The sequence below is a fragment of the Exiguobacterium antarcticum DSM 14480 genome, from assembly GCF_000685865.1.
Taxonomy (GTDB): Bacteria; Bacillota; Bacilli; order Exiguobacteriales; family Exiguobacteriaceae; genus Exiguobacterium_A; species Exiguobacterium_A antarcticum.
Genome location: NZ_JMKS01000003.1, coordinates 733,485 through 750,758, shown reverse-complemented (window position 1 = coordinate 750,758; position 17,274 = coordinate 733,485). Strand labels below are relative to the sequence as shown.

Genomic DNA, 17,274 nt, shown 5'->3' with positions numbered 1-17,274 from the left:
TCTGAATGGGCGTGGAATTACTCGATGGAATCGGTTGGACAGCGATTAGTCTCTTCGTTAGTCCGATCTTGTGGTTAGCAATTCTGGTCAGTTTTTTACTCAGTATGCGGCGTGTCAAACGCGAACGGAACCTGTTTCGGTCACGTACCCGGAGCAAGCGGACCGATGTATTCGAAACGCTTGTCCCGGGACTCGTGGTCGGTCTCGTCTTATCCGTCATCAGTCTCAGTCTCAAGCTGACGGTCTCGTCAGAATTTCTGATGGCGTTTACCGCGCTGACATTCCTGATCTTACTAACAGGAGTCGTCCGGTTTAATTTACCGCTTTGGCCGCTCGTGGTCATGGCGGGTCTGACCTGGTTCGTGGCCGACGACCGAATCGATGGTCTGACTGAGGTCAGCGTGACGAATTGGTTGCTGCTTGCTGCGTTGTCACTGGCAGCCGAACTGATGTTGCTCGTCTGGCGCGGCAAGAAAAACTTATCACCGTCACTTGTCCTGTCGAAACGGGGCCGTTACATCGGCGGGCTGGCGTCCAATAAATTGTGGCTGATCCCGCTTGTCGTCCTCGTTCCGGGCAGTAGCCTCGAACAGTGGATTCCGCAATGGACGTTTCCGGAGTTCGTTCCAGTGGTCGTCTTCTTACCGATCGGATTCAGTTTCCTCTTTACGGGGCAATTGCCGGAACAATTGATGCGTCCGCTTGTTCAAGGGCGTCTGATCAGCTTCTTGTCAGCGGTCGTCCTTGCGCTTGCTGCCTTCTTGACCGGACAAGCCGCTTGGCTGTACGGCTTACCTGTCTTGCTCCTCGTGCATATCGTGCTCCATCAGCGGACGAAACGCTGGAACCGTTCGCAGACGCCATTGTTCCTCAACGGAAAACGGGGTGTCGTCATTCTCGGAACACTTCCGGAAAAACCGGCGTCCGAGATGGGTCTTGTCCCGGGGGAAGCGATTTATAAAGTCAATGGGGAGTTCGTCGAATCAGAGAAGACGTTTTATGAAGCGATTCAACGACATAAACCGTATCTCCGGCTTGAAGTGATGAATCATAACGGAGACGTCCGTTTTGCCCAGCGTGCCTTTTATGAACAGGACCATCACGATCTCGGAATCGTGTTCGTCAGTGAACCGGGGAACAAACGGGCGAAAATCAGGACGCTTCAATGAGCGAGATCAGAATCTGCGTAGGAAAACAGTTCAGCTGACCAGCTGGACTTTTTCTTTTGTCGAAAAACGGGTAACTTCTAAAAAGAGTACTTCATAATCGAATGTTTGTTCGTAAAGTGATACAATAAAAATAGATTTTTTTACTGGATGAGGGGGAAGAATACGATGGATTTTGAGTTAGTATCACCGTTTGAACCCGGTGGCGACCAACCGACGGCAATCGAAAAACTGATTGCAGGTGTCAAAAATGGTGAACGCCATCAGACGTTACTTGGAGCGACGGGAACAGGGAAAACGTTCACCGTCTCGAATGTCATCAACGAGATCAAAAAACCAACATTGGTCCTGGCGCACAATAAGACGCTGGCCGGTCAGCTTTATTCGGAGTTCAAAGAGTTCTTCCCAAATAACGCCGTCGAATATTTCGTCAGTTTTTATGATTATTACCAACCGGAAGCATACGTCCCATCGACGGATACGTTCATTGAAAAGGATTCCTCGATCAATGATGAGATCGATAAACTCCGTCACTCGGCGACGTCCTCACTATTTGAGCGGGAAGACGTACTAATCGTCGCGTCGGTGTCTTGTATCTATGGTCTCGGTAATCCGGAAGAGTACAACAACCATGTCTTGTCGCTTCGTGTCGGCAACGAGATGGGGCGTAATGAAATGTTACGCCGCTTGATCGACATCCAATATGAACGGAACGATATCGATTTCCAACGGGGGCGGTTTCGTGTCCGCGGGGACGTCGTTGAGATTTTCCCGGCATCGCGTGACGAACAGTGTGTCCGGGTTGAATTTTTTGGTGATGAGATCGAACGGATTCGGGACATGGATCCCTTGACGGGCGAAATCATTGCTGACCGGGAACATATCTCGATTTTCCCGGCATCCCACTTCGTGACGGGGGATACCCGTCTCCAAAAAGCAATCACGAACATCGAGGCGGAACTCGAGACGCAACTCGCGAAGATGCGCGAAGACGGGATGTTGCTTGAAGCCCAGCGGCTCGAACAACGCACGAACTACGATCTTGAGATGATGCGCGAGATGGGCTACTGTTCCGGGATTGAAAACTATTCCCGTCATTTGAACTTGATGCCACCAGGCTCGACACCATACACGTTGATTGATTATTTCCCGAAAGATTTTTTACTGATTGCTGATGAATCACACGTCACCTTGCCGCAAATTCGTGGTATGTACAACGGGGATCAGGCACGGAAACAAGTGCTCGTCGAACATGGTTTCCGTCTGCCATCGGCAAAAGATAACCGTCCGTTACGTTTTGAAGAGTTTGAAGAGAAGGTCAGTCAAGCGATCTATATTTCGGCGACACCGGGACCGTACGAAATCGAACATACAAAAGAGATGGTCGAACAGATCATCCGTCCGACGGGACTTGTCGATCCGACGATCGAAATTCATCCGATTACGGGTCAAATCGACTACTTGATGGATAATATTCGGGAACGGGTTGCCCAAAATGAGCGGGTCCTCGTGACGACATTGACGAAAAAGATGTCGGAGGATTTAACGGATTATCTGAAAGAACATGGTGTCAAGGTCAACTATATGCACTCCGAAATCAAGACGCTCGAACGAATCGAAATCATTCGGGACCTGCGGCTTGGGAAATACGATGTCCTCGTCGGCATCAACTTGTTGCGAGAAGGACTCGACATTCCGGAAGTCTCGCTCGTGACGATCCTCGATGCTGATAAAGAAGGGTTCCTGCGGTCGGAACGGTCACTGATTCAGACGATCGGACGAGCAGCACGGAACTCGGAAGGGCATGTCATCCTATTTGCCGATAAGATCACAGACTCGATGCAACGGGCGATGGGTGAAACGGAACGGCGGCGAAACATTCAGCTCGCCTTTAATAAAGAACATGGCATCACCCCAAAAACGATTCAAAAAGACGTCCGCGGTGTCATCAGTACGACGATTGAAAGTGATGACACGATGGAAAAACTGGAGAAATTCAATAAGTTGAAAAAACCAGAACGCGAGACGTTGCTCGAGCAACTGGACCAAGAGATGCGCCAAGCAGCAAAAGATATGCAGTTTGAACGAGCAGCAGAATTGCGTGATCTGATCTTAGAATTGAAAGCAGGTGCCTAAGGTGGCAGAAAAAAAGAACAAAATCATTATCAAGGGCGCTCGCGTCAATAACTTACAAAACATCGATGTCGAAATCCCGCGTGATCAGCTCGTCGTCCTGACGGGTTTATCCGGTTCCGGGAAATCGTCACTCGCGTTTGATACGATTTATGCAGAAGGACAGCGGCGATATGTCGAAAGTCTATCCGCTTACGCCCGTCAATTTCTCGGACAGATGGATAAACCGGATGTCGATGCGATCGAAGGGTTAAGCCCGGCGATTTCGATCGACCAAAAGACGACGAGTAAGAATCCACGCTCGACGGTCGGAACAGTGACGGAGATTTATGATTATCTGCGTCTGCTGTACGCCCGGATCGGCAAACCGATCTGTCCGAATCACGGTATCGAGATTTCGAGCCAGACGATCAGTCAAATGGTCGACCAAGTGATGGAACTGCCGGAGCGGAGTCGTCTCCAAATTCTTGCACCGATCATTTCGGGTCGGAAGGGTGCCCACGTCAAAGTGTTCGAAGACTTAAAAAAAGAAGGGTTCGTCCGTGTACGGGTCGACGGCGAGACCATTGACTTGACGGACGAGATTGAACTCGAAAAAAATAAAAAACACTCGATCGAAGTTGTCGTCGACCGGGTCGTCGTTCGACCGGACGTCGAAGCGCGCCTTGCCGATTCACTCGAAACGGCGTTACGTCTCGCTGATGGACGGGTCATCGTCGATACGATGGATGGCAACGAATTGTTATTCAGTGAGCATCACGCCTGCCCGATTTGCGGTTTCTCGATCGGGGAACTCGAACCGCGGATGTTTTCCTTCAACTCACCGTTTGGTGCCTGTGCGTCCTGTGACGGACTCGGGACAAAACTTGAGGTCGACGTTGATCTTGTGGTTCCGCATCCTGATAAATCGTTGAACGAAGGGGCGATCGTCGCCTGGGAACCAACCAGTTCACAATACTATCCGCAATTGCTCGGAGCCGTCTGCAGTCACTTCAAGATCGATATGGATACACCGTTCGACCAGTTGTCGGAAGAACACCGTGATATCCTCTTGAACGGCAGTACTAAAGAAGAAATTCAATTCCGTTATGAAAATGACTTCGGGATGGTCCGCAATACGTCATTGTTCTTTGAAGGGGTCTTAAACAATCTGCAACGCCGGTTCAAAGAGACATCCTCGGATTATATCCGGGAACAGATGGAAGGTTACATGGCGAAAAAGGCATGTCCGACGTGTAAAGGGCACCGTCTGAAACGTGAGTCACTTGCCGTCAAGGTGTCCGGTATCCATATCGGAGACGTGACGAAGATGTCCGTCAAACAAGCGGTCGTCTGGTTCGAAGAATTACCGGCGAAGTTGTCTGAAAAGGATCAGACGATTTCGAAGATGATCGTCCGTGAGATTCATGAACGGTCCTCGTTCCTCGAAAACGTCGGGTTGGATTACTTGACGATTTCACGCGCTGCCGGGACGTTGTCTGGCGGCGAAGCACAACGGATTCGTCTGGCGACACAAATCGGTTCCCGTCTGACAGGGGTCCTGTACGTCTTGGATGAGCCATCAATCGGTTTACACCAACGCGACAATGACCGGCTGATCAATACGCTGAAGACGATGCGTGACCTCGGAAACACGTTGATTGTCGTCGAACACGATGAGGATACGATGATGGCGGCCGACTACCTGATCGATATCGGACCGGGTGCAGGGGACCACGGTGGCTTCGTGACGGCAGCCGGACGTCCGGAAGAATTGATGAAAGATCCCAACTCCTTGACAGGTCAATACTTGTCGGGGAAAAAATTCATTCCTGTTCCGTCAGAACGGAAACAACCGGATGGTCGGGCACTACAGATTCATAAAGCGTCGGAAAACAACCTGAAAAATGTGGATGTCGACATTCCGCTTGGTTTGTTCGTCGCCGTCACGGGTGTATCGGGATCTGGGAAATCGACGTTGATCAATGAGATCCTTTATAAAACGATCGCCCATGAAATGAACCGGGCGAAAGAAAAACCAGGTGCCCATAAAGGGATTTCCGGGCTGGATCAAATCGATAAAGTCATCGACATCGACCAGTCGCCGATTGGTCGGACCCCACGTTCGAACCCGGCGACGTATACCGGCGTCTTTGATGACATTCGTGACGTGTTCGCGTCGACGAACGAAGCGAAGCTCCGCGGTTACAAAAAAGGGCGTTTCAGCTTCAACATCAAAGGTGGCCGTTGTGAAGCGTGCCGTGGCGACGGAATCATCAAAATCGAGATGCATTTCTTACCCGATGTTTACGTTCCGTGTGAGATTTGCCATGGCAAACGGTACAACCGTGAGACACTCGAAGTGAAGTACAAAGGGAAGACGATTGCCGACGTCCTGGGAATGACGGTCGAAGATGCATTGGAATTCTTTGAGAAGATTCCGAAAATCAGCCGCAAGCTCCAGACGATCGCCGATGTCGGACTGACGTATATGCGCCTTGGCCAACCGGCGACGGAACTATCCGGCGGGGAAGCACAACGGGTCAAACTGGCGTCTGAGCTTCACAAACGATCGACCGGGAAAACGATTTATATTCTCGATGAACCGACAACCGGATTACACGTCCACGATATCGCCCGCTTATTAAAAGTCTTGCAGCGTCTAGTGGATAACGGTGACACCGTCCTCGTCATCGAACACAATCTCGATGTCATCAAGACGGCCGACTACCTGATTGATCTGGGTCCGGAAGGTGGCGACGGTGGCGGGAAGATTGTTGCGACCGGAACACCGGAAGAAATCGCGGCCGTCAAGGAATCGTATACGGGTCACTACCTGGCTCCAGTCTTGGAACGAGATGCGGCACGAATCGAATCGTGAAACTTTTTTGATTCAAGAATCGTAAAAAGGGAAGTAAAGGAAGTAGAACGAAAGTAATAAGTATGCAGGACCGATTACCGTGTGTCAGATCAGAGGAGGGAATATTGATGAAGCAAGATATGCGCCAACTGATACTTGAACAAGTGAAAGAAGGAAAGCTGACGATTGATGAAGCGCTTGACAAGCTGGAACGACTCGAAGCGATTAACGAGCATCAGTCGACAGCCAGTGAACACAAGTACGTGGACGAACCGGAACACTACGACCGGGTCGATCATTATACGGTCGATTCACTGACGTCGAAAGTCATGTCGGCATTTGACGGACTCGTCAACCGGATCAAGGAAAGTGATTTGTCACTTAATCAAACATCTGGACCAAACGTCACCTACGTCAAACAATTCCCATTCAGCGGCGAGACGATTCATCTGGACCTCTTTAATGCCAATGCCATCATTGAGCCGGGGGATCTCGAAGAATGTGAACTGACTGTGACCGGTCGTCCGCTTCGCCAAGTCAATGAAGAGCAGGCGCTGGAGCAACTTCAAGCTTCTCTTCAACATTCTGTCTCTGCCAACACGCTATCGATTCGTCTTAAAGACAAACGTGTCCGGGCGACGATTCATCTGAAGATTCCACGTCGTCATTATGAGTCATTGGTTCTCCAAACGCTAAACGGGGAAATCACGTTGTCATCGCTCGATGCGACGTCGGTCCAATTGATGACAGCAAACGGACGGATTCTTGTCCGCGATCTGTTCAGTGATGAGGTCAAGACGTCGACCGCAAACGGCTCGATTGAAATCGAAGAATCAGAAATCAAGTCACTGAAAGCAAAAACGGCAAACGGTCAAGTCATCGCAACGGGTGTCTTTGAACGGTCTGACTTGAAGACGGCGAACGGCAATGTCCGCTGTGAATTGAAAACCGTTCAAGATGCAAAGATTCAAGCATCTTCCCTAGCCGGAAGCATCGCCTTGATGTTGCCGCATGGTGCTGAGATTTATGGAGAGCTGGAAACGAACTTCGGTGGACTGAACTGTAACCTCGATGAGATGGAATTGATTCGCGATCAAAAAGAAGTCGTGAATCGTAAGCTGCACTTCTTATCAGGTCGTGGTCGGACACCGAAAATCGAAGTCGCTGCCGAGACGAAAACAGGCACGATTTCTGTCACACACGGCGTTCATTTAAGCCCGCAAGCTTTTTAAGTTAAGTAAATCCCTGCCCCTTTGATGAAAAGGAGGCAGGGATTTTTTGATGGCTTCGACAAAAAACGACGACTCGCTATCACTTAGGATAGGGAGTCGTCGGATGAGAAGGGGAAGCTTAGTAATCGTAATCTTGATCCATCATCGGATCGTCGAAATTCATGTTTTCGAAGTTGTTCATGTCATAACCGAATTGGATGAACACGATGATCCCGATGATTGTCAGGACGATCGACGCGATGATCAAACCGATCCCCATCCAACTTTTGCGACGTGCCCGGTTCCAATAAAAGACGATGGCAAGAATAAGTGAGATGAGCGAACCGCTGATGAAGATCCCGATGATCGAAATGATGAAGAACAATAAAGCGGTTTGGTCTTGGTTGCGTGAGTAGGCTTTCCACATATCGATCAGTGCCATGATCAGATACACAAAACCAGCGATGGCGAGAATTCCGAATAAAATTAAGATGATAATGAGACCAATGCCACTTCCTGATGATTCCATCATAATATCCCTCCTTTTTAGGCTATCTGTAATCCATTCCCAAGATTGTCCACTTCTAATCGAATTCCTTGATTTTCGTAAAAATATGGTACAATACTTCAAGTGAAAGGGGCTGATTGAGCGTGCAACCAAAAGTGCGAACAGCTGAAATCGTAAAACAATTCAATTTAAAAATCGTCACCGGAGAAGAGGGGTTACATCGCCCGATTCTGACGGCTGATCTTTGTCGACCGGGTCTCGTTCTTGCCGGCTATTATGCGTATTATCCAGCGGAACGACTCCAGATTCTCGGAAAAACGGAATTGACGTTTTTCAATAACTTGACGTATGAGGAACAGCTCGAACGAGCGAACGTCCTTTGTACGGATGAGACACCTGGCATCTTGATCACACGTGGGTTCGAGGTACCGGAAGCAATCGTCAAGGCAGCAGACGAAACGAACGTCCCGCTGTTGACGACGAAGGGACATACGACATCGGTCGAATCTCAAATCACCAACTTCCTCGAGGCGGAACTCGCACCGACGACGGCGATGCATGGTGTACTCGTCGACATTTATGGGGTCGGGGTCTTCATCAAGGGAGCCAGTGGTGTCGGTAAATCCGAAACAGCACTGGAACTCGTCAAGCGCGGTCATCGTCTCGTTGCCGATGACTCGGTTGAAATCCGTCAAACGGGTGATGGCATCCTCGTCGGGACAGCACCGAAATTGATTCAGCATCTGCTTGAGATTCGGGGAATCGGGATCATCGATGTGATGACGTTATTTGGAGCCGGTGCGGTTCGTTCGCATAAAAAAATCAGCCTCGTCTGTAATTTAGAAATTTGGGATCAAACCAAAGTGTATGACCGGATTGGTCTTGATCAAGAAACCCTTCAGATCATTGACACGGAAATTCCTTTCTTGACGATTCCAGTCCGTCCAGGGCGAAACTTAGCTGTCATCATTGAGGTGGCTGCGATGAACTATCGTCTGAAAAACATGGGCATCAATACAGCAGAAGAGTTTGCGGGGCGTCTGGCGCAAGCGATTGAAGAGGGGAACGGTGGCCTTTGATGGGAACGTTAGCGAGTGTCCAACCAACGTTTGACCGGGTAGCGATTGAACTGGGGCCGATCCCGATCTATTGGTACGGGATTGTCATTGCCTTAGGAGCAGTCGTCGGTCTGATGATCGCCATCTTCGAATCGAAACGAATCGGTTTTAATGAAGAGTATGCGGTTGATGTCGTCATCTGGTCGATTCCGATCAGCATCATTTGTGCACGTATCTATTACGTGGCGTTCGAATGGGACTATTACGGTCAAAACATCGATCAGATCATCAATATTCGCCAAGGTGGGATCGCGATTCATGGAGCGATCATCGGGGCAATCTTGACGGTCTTGATTTATACACGGAAGAAAAACATCTCCTTCTGGCAAATCGCGGATATCTTGGCGCCGTCGCTCTTGTTCGGTCAAGCGGTCGGACGTTGGGGCAACTTCTTTAATCAGGAAGCTCACGGAGGGGAAACGACATGGACGTTCCTGCAAGATACCTTGCACTTACCGGACTGGATCGTCAATCAGATGTACATCGACGGCGTCTATTATATCCCGACGTTCCTCTATGAAAGTATCTGGAATATCATCGGTGTCCTATTATTGATCGTCTGGCGAATGAAATGGAATCCACGTCGGGGGTATATCTTCCTCGGGTATCTCGTCTGGTATTCGATTGGTCGATTCTATATCGAAGGCTTGCGGACTGATAGTTTGATGATGGGAGATGGATTACGGACTGCCCAGATCGTATCGATTTGCCTGATCCTATTTGGTCTGATCATGATGGTCGTTCGGAAAAATGCCGTCCGTTACTTGGACGGAACAAAACGGGAGGCGAAATGAGCCGATGATTCAAACGATTTTATTTGATCTCGACGGGACGTTGATTGATACGAACCCCCTCATCCTAAAAAGTTTTGAACATACACTGAGTTATTACTACCCGGACCGGACGTTTACGGAAGCGGAGTTGCTTCCGTTCATCGGACCGACACTTGAGAAGTCGTTTTCTGAGATGAATGCGGACCAGTGGAAAGAGATGGTCGCCTTTTACCGGAGCTACAACATCGCGATGCACGATGCGCTGGTGCTCGAATATCCGGGGGTTCTCGACGGATTACGTCGCTTGAAACAAGAGGGCTACAAGATGGCGATCGTGACGTCGAAAAGCCGGCGTGTCGCCTTAAAAGGAATCGAACTGTTTGGATTGACGCATCTGTTTGATGCGATCATCGCAGCGGATGACGTGACAGAAGAAAAACCGGCCGTCGAACCGTTCGAAAAAGCGATGGCGCTCCTTGGCGCAACACCAAACGAAACGATCATGGTCGGTGACAATGCTACCGATATCGACGGCGGAAAAAATGCTGGACTAAAAACCGTTGCCGTCGGGTGGGCCATCAAAGGGCGGCCCTACCTCGAAGCTTTGCAACCGGACGTGATCATCGACTCGATGGAACACTTAAGCGACTGGATTGAGGCCGAGAATGCCAAGACGAACTGACCGCTATCGCGTCGGGACGACGAATCCACTGTGGCACATGTACCGGACGGTGTCGTTTTTTAAAGTCATGTGGTGTTTCCTCATCATCACGATCGGTCGTTTTTCCCCGTCGCTTCGTTTTAAGAACAGTCTCTACCGGACATTCTTGCGGATGAAGATCGGAGACCGGACGGCACTCGCGTTGATGGTCATGCCGGATACGATGTTCCCGGAACGGATCACGATCGGCTCGAATACGATCATCGGTTTTAATACGACGATTCTCTGCCATGAATATTTAACGACGGAATACCGGATCGGGAACGTCACGATTGGAAACGATGTGTTGATCGGGGCCAACGTCACGATTTTACCAGGGGTGACGATTGGAGATGGCGCGAGGATCGGAGCAGGATCGGTCGTCCATCGTGACATCCTGCCAGGCGAACGGGTCTCGAGTCAGCCGCTCCGTCGTCATGAAATGTGACGAAACTGTGAGAAGAGGAGGAAACGAGATGAGTTATATCCGCTTTACGTATAAAACAGGAAAGTATTTCGGAAGATTATTTGCAGAACGTCCACAAGGGTTGGTCGTGGAAGTGTTGGCGGTCGAGAAACACCCGGTCCAAGGTGACTTGCACAATCCGAACCAGGTCGATGTTCCGCTCTTCCATGTTCGTCCCGCCCTACACCCACACGAAAAAGTGACGGTCGCACCAAGTGTCGTTTATGCGTACGACGGTGAAATTCCGGCCTATGCCGAGAGCTTACGTCAAGCCTACGACAAAGATGTCGCGCGTCTGAACGGACAAAATCCAGAAGCGGATGCTTTTGTACAAAAATGCTTAGAGAATTACAAGGAACTGGAATCGATTTATGCGAAACGCTGGGCGTAAACCCCGGCGTTTTTTTCTGTTGCAACGGTTTCCGAGATAGGTTATTCTTGTCTCTGCAACTACGAAACCAGATTTAGATCTATGGGGGCTTGAATCATGATGGAATTAACTGAATACAAAGCAGACCCCTTTGCGATTACAATGCGCCAAGCGGAACTTTTTTATTTCCGCGGACGGAAGGCGCACCGGGAAGGGAGACTTGAAGAGGCGGTATACCATCTCGATGAAGCCACGACGCTTCAGCCTGACGATATCCGCTATCTTTTACGTTACGCACGTGTCCTGTTTGAGACAGGCGAGATCAACCATGCCAATGATGTCTTGAAACAAGTGCGGACGCTCGACAAGTCAAATACCGAATCATTATTTTATTTAGCGAATAACTACGCGCACGTCTCCTTATATGAAGAGGCAAAAAACTATGCGCTTGAATATCTATCCAGTGCACCGAACGGAAAACACGCAGAGGCATCGGCCGCACTCGTGGAACTGATCGATCTCGAACAAGAGATGGAAGATGACGATGAGGATGAATTGATTCGTTTGCATGCTCAAGCACAACGTCAAATCGACAAAGGGATGTTATTTGCGGCGCAAGAGACACTGGAAGCTTTGATCATCCAGTATCCGACGTTTTGGCCAGCCTACAACAACCTTGCGATCGTCGAGTTTTATCTAGGTGAAAATGACCGGGCGTTTGCGTCACTCGAACAGGTCCTTGATGGAAATCCAGGAAACTTACACGCCCTCTGTAATACGCTTGTCTTGTTACATGAGATGGGACAGGACGAAGAAGCCCACCGTCTATCGCAGAAGCTCGAACACGTCCGGTCGCTCAATCTCGAGACCCGTTACAAGGTCGCTTCGACGCTCGCGATCATCGGTCGTCATGATTTAGCGTATGAAGAATTGAAGTTACTCGAACGTCGTGGTTACCGGGGAGACCCGCTATTCGGTCACTGGCTGTCGATTTCAGCATTCAAGACAGGACATGTCGAAGAAGCTGCTGCCTTCCTACAATCAGAAGAAGCCCAAGGCATGCGGGAAGAACAAGAAGCGTACGATATCCGACATAACCTTCAGTTCCGTTCCGCGTTGATTCAAGCGCTGAAAACGGAAGATGACGTCTCACGGATTTTCACGGCACTTTTGCTTGGTAAACTGAACGATGAGGAAGCAAAACTGGCGTTATCGATGATGCCGGAAGTGACGGATCATCCGGATGTTTTATTGCTGACAGAACAGATTCTACATGAGATGAACGGTGAGAAAATGATCGTCGATGCCCGGATTCATCGTGCGTTATTGACGATTCGTCTAGCGGAACGGTATGTTTCAGATGAAGAACGGATGAGTTTAGAAGGGGACTTTTATGAACGATTCGCGCGAATCGTCCTTAGTGGAGAGACGTTTGACGCGATTGAGGTGTCAGCTGCTGCGTTGATTTACCTGTTTCATGACGTCCGTGAAGGGACTTTGATTGAGGACTGTGCGGCTTTAGTCGATGTCTCGTTCGACGAGGTGGCGGCTGTGATTCGTTCCTATCAACGACTTTTGAACCCGGCGCGTGCAAAGTGTTAGACGTTTGTCCGTTTCTCCCCTATACTCAAACTACAACGAAAATACAGATGGGGTGGAATCATGACAGGAACTGATCAAAAAATTTATGACGTCATTATCATCGGTGCCGGTCCTGCTGGTATGACAGCAGCACTTTACGCATCACGAGCAAACTTATCGACTTTGATGATCGAACGCGGTATCCCCGGTGGACAGATGGCGAATACGGAAGACATCGAGAACTATCCAGGATACGATAGTATTTTGGGTCCGGATCTCTCACAAAAGATGTTCGATCACTCAAAAGCATTCGGAGCGGAGTACGCGTATGGTGACGTACGCAGTATCGAAGACGGTCCGGCGTATAAGACGATTCATGCCCACAACAAGGATTACTACGCACGGGCGATCATCATCGCTTCGGGTGCCCAGTACAAGAAAATCGGCGTACCGGGTGAAGAAGAACTCGGCGGACGTGGTGTCTCGTACTGTGCGGTCTGTGACGGCGCCTTCTTTAAAGAAAAAGAACTGTTTGTCATCGGTGGTGGCGATTCAGCGGTCGAAGAAGGGGTCTACTTGACACGATTCGCGAAAAAAGTGACGATCGTTCACCGTCGCGAAGAATTACGTGCCCAAAAAATCCTTCAAAAACGGGCATTCGACAATCCGAAAATCGATTTCATCTGGAACCATACGGTCAAACAAATCAATGAAGATAACGGCAAAGTCGGCGGCATCGAATTGATCAATACGAAAACGGCAGCGACGACAACGTATCCGATTGACGGCGTCTTCATCTACATCGGGATGAACCCGATCACAGGATATGTCCAGGATCTCGGAATCTTGAATGATCAAGGATATGTCGTGACGAATGAAGCGATGGAAACCAACATCAAAGGAATTTTTGCTGCTGGTGATGTCCGTGAGAAAACATTACGTCAAGTCGTGACAGCGACGAATGATGGTTCGATTGCGGCTCAAAACGCGCAACATTATATCGAAGCCTTGCTTGAAGAATTACAGGAATCATCACAAGTCTAATTCAAGAACCAGCTTGGTTGGAGGGCACTTCAATCAAGCTGGCTCTTTTTTTGTGTTATACTGAAATCAGAGTAAAAAATACACACGGAACTGTTGTCTGGAGGGCGAAGAGATGGAAGAGAATCAACCGCAACTGGTCATCATTACAGGAATGAGTGGCGCCGGGAAAACGGTCGCGATGAATAGTTTTGAAGACTTAGGCTACTTTTGTGTCGACAATTTACCGCCGACGTTACTACCACAATTGATTGAAGTGATTGGACAGGTGCGTCCGAAAATCGCCGTCGCCATCGATACACGGGCTCGTGATTTCATCGATAGTTTCTTTGTCGTTTATGAAGATTTGAAGAAAACGAACCTGCAAATCCGAATGCTTTATTTGGACGCCCGCAATGAGGTATTGGTCCGTCGGTATAAAGAATCCCGCCGGTCGCATCCGCTTGCCCCGACCGCCTCACCACTGATCGGAATCGAGCGGGAACGCACCTTGCTTGAAGGATTCCGCGATAAAGCACAATTGCTGATGGATACGAGCGACATCAAGCCGCTCGCACTAAAAGAACGGATTTTAAAAGAGTTTACGGAAGGGGAACGGATTCCGTTCACGGTCAACGTGATGTCATTTGGCTTTAAGCATGGTTTACCACTCGATGCCGATCTTGTGTTTGACTTACGTTTCTTGCCGAACCCGTTTTATATTCCGGAACTCCGACCAAAAACGGGACTCGATCTTGAAGTATCATCCTACGTCATGCAATGGCCGGAAGCGAAGCTGTTTTATAAAAAACTCGTCGACTTGTTAGAATTCCTGATTCCCCAGTATGAGCGGGAAGGGAAATCACAACTCGTCGTCGCACTCGGCTGTACGGGCGGCAAACACCGGTCGATCACGTTTGCGGAAGCGATCAGTAAAGAGTTCAAGAACCAATACCATATTGTGACGAATCACCGGGACTATGTGCATGCAAAGGAGGAAAAATAATGAAATGGGAACGAAAAGTCGTCGCCATCGGCGGAGGAACGGGCCTATCAACTCTTTTGCGTGGGTTAAAACATTATCCGCTTGATATCACGGCCATCGTCACCGTCGCTGATGACGGGGGAAGCTCGGGCCGTTTGCGAACGGAATTCAACATGTTGCCGCCGGGGGATATCCGAAACGTCATCGTCTCACTGTCGAAGTCCGAGACACTGATGGACCGGATCATGCAATATCGCTTTGAGACGGGGGAAGGTCTGCACGGCCATTCGCTCGGGAACCTGATGCTGACGGCAGCGACGCAGCTCTGTAACGGTTCGTTTGTCGAGGCGATTGGTGTCATGGGACAACTGCTGAATGCGGAAGGAAAAGTTTATCCGGCAACGGAACGGACGATTACGTTATGTGCCGAGTTTGAAGACGGAACAATCGTCAAGGGGGAGTCACTGATTCCAAAAGTCGGGAAGGTCATCGACCGGATTTTCCTCGAAGAAGAAGACGTCCGCCCCGTCCCGGAAGCGATTCAAGCTATTCTTGACGCCGATGTCATCGTCCTTGGTCCAGGTAGCCTCTACACGAGTGTCATTCCGAACGTCTTGATCGAAGAGATTCGCGATGCGATCAAGCAGGCGCTTGCCCCGGTCGTCTACATCTGCAACGTCATGACACAACCGGGGGAGACGACGGCCTTTACGGCAAACGATCACCTGAACGTCCTGGAACGATTCCTCGGCAAAGGGGTGATCGATACGATCATCGTCAATAACGAATCGATTGATGTCAGTTATTTACGAAAATACCAGAAGGATCACGCGGATATGGTGACCTACGATGAAACGAGTTTTGAAGAAGCCGGCATTGAAGTACTCGCGGATGATATCGTGGACTACAACCATCACTTCATCCGCCATGATTCGGATGCCGTCGCAAGCCTTGTCATGCGGAAAGTCTTATCGATTCGACGGGTCCGTCAATTTGAAGGGAAGGAGGAATTGACGTGAGTTTTGCTTCAGAAGTCAAAAAAGAATTAACACAAATTACGATGACCGATCACGAGATGAAGGCGGAGCTTGCTGCGCTCGCCCGGATGAATGGGGCGATTTCCTTTGGTCTCGGCCGTGGACTGACACTTGACGTCTCGACGGAAAATGCGTCGATTGCGCGTCGGATCTATTCGCTGCTCAAACGCGCTTATGGTGTCCATCTCGATTTACTCGTCCGCAAAAAAATGCGGTTAAAGAAAAATAACGTCTACATCGTCCGCGTCAAACAACAAGCGGACAAGATTCTGCAAGATCTCGGTATTCTCGGAGAAGGGTTTACGATGATCCGCTCGATCAGTGATTCGATTCTCCACGATGAACGTCGTGCCCGGGCTTATCTCCGGGGCGCCTTTTTAGCGGGCGGGTCACTAAACAATCCGGCGACGTCTTCGTATCACTTGGAAATCTTCAGTCTGTATGAAGAACACAATGCCGCCTTACGCAGCTTGACGAATCAGTTTGACTTGAATGCAAAAGCGATCGAACGGAAAAAAGGGCATATCCTCTACATCAAGGAAAGTGAAAAGATCTCTGATTTCCTGAAGCTGATTGGTGCGACCTATTCGATGTTACGCTTTGAGGATGTCCGGATTTTGAAGGACATGCGCAATTCGGTCAACCGACTCGTCAACTGTGAGACGGCGAATTTAAACAAGACGGTCGGTGCGGCGTTACGCCAAGTCGAGAACATCAAGTTCTTAGAACGGACGGTCGGACTCGATGTCTTACCGGACAAACTCAGAGAAATTGCGATCTTACGTGTGACCCATCAAGACGTGACGTTACAGGAGTTAGGCGAGATGGTCGAAAGTGGTGCCATCTCGAAGTCAGGTATCAATCATCGATTGCGCAAGATTGATCAAATTGCGGATAAACTCCGAAACGGCGAATCCATGACCGGGGCTCTTTAGGGAGTAACTTGCGAGATGAACCATAGTCTACTATAATATATAGTCGGTGCAACTAAATGTTCGAATTAAGGAGTTTTTGAAATGGCTAATGACAAAAAACGTATTTCGCTGACGGTAGATGCGAAGTTTGATGAACTGCTTACGAAAAAAGCAAAAACGATCGGTGTTCCGAAAAGTACACTCGTGACGTTTGCGACTTCCCTGTTCCTGAAGCAATTACAGGCAGAAGAAGAACTTTCACCACATGCGAACGGGATTTACACATTGATCCGCGAAAACCACGATATCGTATCTGATATCACAGACATGATCGATTAATGAATCAGGACCTCTGTCCACGTACTTTCTCCTTGAGGGGAGAAGTCGGACAGAGGTCTTTTTTCATACTGCAATGTGGTATTCGGGTAACAAACTAAAAAAACCGCCTCCACA

General features: G+C 49.3%; 16 protein-coding genes. 15 read left to right on the top strand and 1 reads right to left on the bottom strand.

Translation table 11 applies throughout. The annotated features are described in order from the left end of the window. Nucleotides 1–5 precede the first annotated feature (5 nt). The 4 genes from P404_RS0104805 to P404_RS0104790 all read left to right on the top strand — a co-directional run bounded on the left by P404_RS0104805 (nucleotide 6) and on the right by P404_RS0104790 (nucleotide 7,370). Nucleotides 6–1,169: a PDZ domain-containing protein gene (locus P404_RS0104805; RefSeq protein WP_026830120.1), complete on the top strand. Its 1,164-nt coding sequence runs from the start codon at nucleotides 6–8 to the stop codon at nucleotides 1,167–1,169. Between the two features lie 165 nt (nucleotides 1,170–1,334). Continuing rightward, a complete protein-coding gene (gene uvrB, locus P404_RS0104800) occupies nucleotides 1,335–3,302 on the top strand; it encodes an excinuclease ABC subunit UvrB (protein ID WP_026830119.1) in 1,968 nt (655 codons plus the stop codon). A gap of 1 nt (nucleotide 3,303) precedes the next feature. Further along, nucleotides 3,304–6,159: an excinuclease ABC subunit UvrA gene (uvrA, locus tag P404_RS0104795; RefSeq protein ID WP_014971181.1), complete on the top strand. Its 2,856-nt coding sequence runs from the start codon at nucleotides 3,304–3,306 to the stop codon at nucleotides 6,157–6,159. A 107-nt stretch (nucleotides 6,160–6,266) separates the two neighbouring features. Continuing rightward, entirely contained in the window at nucleotides 6,267–7,370 is a 1,104-nt protein-coding gene (locus P404_RS0104790; protein WP_026830118.1) for a DUF4097 family beta strand repeat-containing protein, read from the top strand. A gap of 118 nt (nucleotides 7,371–7,488) precedes the next feature. On the opposite strand, the gene P404_RS0104785 is transcribed toward P404_RS0104790, so the two are convergent. After that, on the bottom strand, nucleotides 7,489–7,878 hold the full coding sequence (locus P404_RS0104785; protein WP_236624321.1) for a hypothetical protein: 390 nt from the start codon (nucleotides 7,876–7,878) through the stop codon (nucleotides 7,489–7,491). Between the two features lie 122 nt (nucleotides 7,879–8,000). Between P404_RS0104785 and hprK the strand changes: the two genes are divergently transcribed. The 11 genes from hprK to P404_RS0104730 all read left to right on the top strand — a co-directional run bounded on the left by hprK (nucleotide 8,001) and on the right by P404_RS0104730 (nucleotide 17,160). Then, nucleotides 8,001–8,936: an HPr(Ser) kinase/phosphatase gene (hprK, locus tag P404_RS0104780; RefSeq protein WP_014971178.1), complete on the top strand. Its 936-nt coding sequence runs from the start codon at nucleotides 8,001–8,003 to the stop codon at nucleotides 8,934–8,936. After that, the gene (gene lgt / locus P404_RS0104775; RefSeq protein WP_026830117.1) at nucleotides 8,936–9,769 is read left to right on the top strand and encodes a prolipoprotein diacylglyceryl transferase; all 834 of its coding nucleotides are present in this window, start codon (nucleotides 8,936–8,938) and stop codon (nucleotides 9,767–9,769) included. Before hprK ends, lgt begins: the two co-directional genes overlap by 1 nt. Nucleotides 9,770–9,773: 4 nt before the next feature. Continuing rightward, nucleotides 9,774–10,430: a pyrophosphatase PpaX gene (gene ppaX / locus P404_RS0104770; protein ID WP_014971176.1), complete on the top strand. Its 657-nt coding sequence runs from the start codon at nucleotides 9,774–9,776 to the stop codon at nucleotides 10,428–10,430. Continuing rightward, nucleotides 10,414–10,896, top strand: a complete 483-nt coding sequence (locus P404_RS0104765; protein ID WP_026830116.1) for an acyltransferase — start codon at nucleotides 10,414–10,416, stop codon at nucleotides 10,894–10,896. Before ppaX ends, P404_RS0104765 begins: the two co-directional genes overlap by 17 nt. 28 nt (nucleotides 10,897–10,924) lie before the next feature. After that, nucleotides 10,925–11,305: a sporulation phosphorelay system protein KapB gene (kapB, locus tag P404_RS0104760; protein WP_014971174.1), complete on the top strand. Its 381-nt coding sequence runs from the start codon at nucleotides 10,925–10,927 to the stop codon at nucleotides 11,303–11,305. Nucleotides 11,306–11,401: 96 nt separating this feature from the next. Continuing rightward, entirely contained in the window at nucleotides 11,402–12,886 is a 1,485-nt protein-coding gene (locus P404_RS0104755) for a tetratricopeptide repeat protein (protein WP_026830115.1), read from the top strand. Nucleotides 12,887–12,946: 60 nt separating this feature from the next. Further along, entirely contained in the window at nucleotides 12,947–13,909 is a 963-nt protein-coding gene (trxB, locus tag P404_RS0104750; RefSeq protein WP_014971173.1) for a thioredoxin-disulfide reductase, read from the top strand. Between the two features lie 112 nt (nucleotides 13,910–14,021). Next, nucleotides 14,022–14,891: an RNase adapter RapZ gene (rapZ, locus tag P404_RS0104745; RefSeq protein WP_014971172.1), complete on the top strand. Its 870-nt coding sequence runs from the start codon at nucleotides 14,022–14,024 to the stop codon at nucleotides 14,889–14,891. Further along, complete coding sequence (locus tag P404_RS0104740) at nucleotides 14,891–15,889, top strand: gluconeogenesis factor YvcK family protein (protein WP_026830114.1); 999 nt, start codon at nucleotides 14,891–14,893, stop codon at nucleotides 15,887–15,889. Before rapZ ends, P404_RS0104740 begins: the two co-directional genes overlap by 1 nt. Continuing rightward, entirely contained in the window at nucleotides 15,886–16,842 is a 957-nt protein-coding gene (whiA, locus tag P404_RS0104735) for a DNA-binding protein WhiA (RefSeq protein WP_014971170.1), read from the top strand. Before P404_RS0104740 ends, whiA begins: the two co-directional genes overlap by 4 nt. An 81-nt stretch (nucleotides 16,843–16,923) precedes the next feature. After that, the gene (locus tag P404_RS0104730; RefSeq protein WP_014971169.1) at nucleotides 16,924–17,160 is read left to right on the top strand and encodes a hypothetical protein; all 237 of its coding nucleotides are present in this window, start codon (nucleotides 16,924–16,926) and stop codon (nucleotides 17,158–17,160) included. Nucleotides 17,161–17,274 lie beyond the last annotated feature (114 nt).